The 1,055-nt window shown below is 65.4% G+C and carries 1 protein-coding gene; it reads left to right on the forward strand.

Features of this window, described 5'->3' with window-relative positions:
- The coding region (locus tag I6E39_RS11015; protein WP_235381627.1) for an NAD(P)-dependent malic enzyme at window positions 1-1,053 on the forward strand (1,053 nt) is incomplete at its 5' end.
- Window positions 1,054-1,055: the final 2 nt, after the last annotated feature.

The raw sequence follows: 1,055 nt of genomic DNA on the forward strand, positions 1-1,055 counted from the left end.
GCCCAGCCCTGTCTGGAGATCCAGAAGGACCTGAGCAAGAGCTATGAGCTGACCCGGCGGCACAACCTGTGCGCCGTCATCACCGACGGCACCGCCGTTCTGGGCCTGGGGGACATCGGCCCCGAGGCCGGCATGCCCGTCATGGAGGGCAAATGCGTGCTGTTCAAGGCCTTCGGCGGAGTGGACGCCTTCCCTCTGTGCATCAAGACCAAGGACGTGGACGAGTTTGTGGAGACGGTGTACAACATCTCCGGCTCCTTCGGCGGCATCAACCTGGAGGACATCGCCGCCCCCCGGTGCTTTGAAATCGAGCGGAAGCTGAAGGAGAAGTGCGACATCCCCATCTTCCACGACGACCAGCACGGCACCGCCATCATCACCCTGGCCGGCCTGACCAACGCCCTGAAGGTGGTGGGGAAGAAGAAGGAGGACGTGAAGATCGTCACCTCCGGCGCCGGCGCCGCCGCCATCTCCATCGTCAAGCTGCTGCTGTCCGCCGGGTTCAAGAATGTGACCATGTGCGACCGGAAGGGCGCCATCTACGCCGGGCGCGAGGGTCTGAACTGGATCAAGGAGGAGATGGCCCAGGTCACCAATCTGGACAAGAAGGCCGGCTCCCTGGCCGATGCGCTGGTGGGCGCCGACGTGTTCATCGGCGTGTCCGCTCCGGGCACCGTCACCACCGAGATGGTAAAGACCATGAACAAGGACGCCATTGTCTTTGCCTGCGCCAACCCCACGCCGGAGATCTTCCCCGACGACGCCAAGGCGGGCGGCGCCCGGGTCATCTCCACCGGCCGCAGCGACTACCCCAACCAGATCAACAACGTGCTGGCCTTCCCCGGCGTGTTCCGCGGGACCTTCGACGTCCGCGCCAGCGACATCAATGAGGAGATGAAGATGGCCGCCGCCCAGGCTCTGGCCGAGCTGATCTCCGACGAGGAGCTGAGCGAGGACTACATCATCCCCAAGGCCTTCGATCCCCGGGTAGGTCCCGCCGTGGCCAAGGCGGTGGCCGAGGCCGCCCGGAAGTCCGGCGTGGCCCGGATCTGAGC

Source organism: Pseudoflavonifractor phocaeensis (assembly GCF_021531375.1).
Lineage (GTDB): Bacteria > Bacillota > Clostridia > Oscillospirales > Oscillospiraceae > Lawsonibacter > Lawsonibacter phocaeensis_B.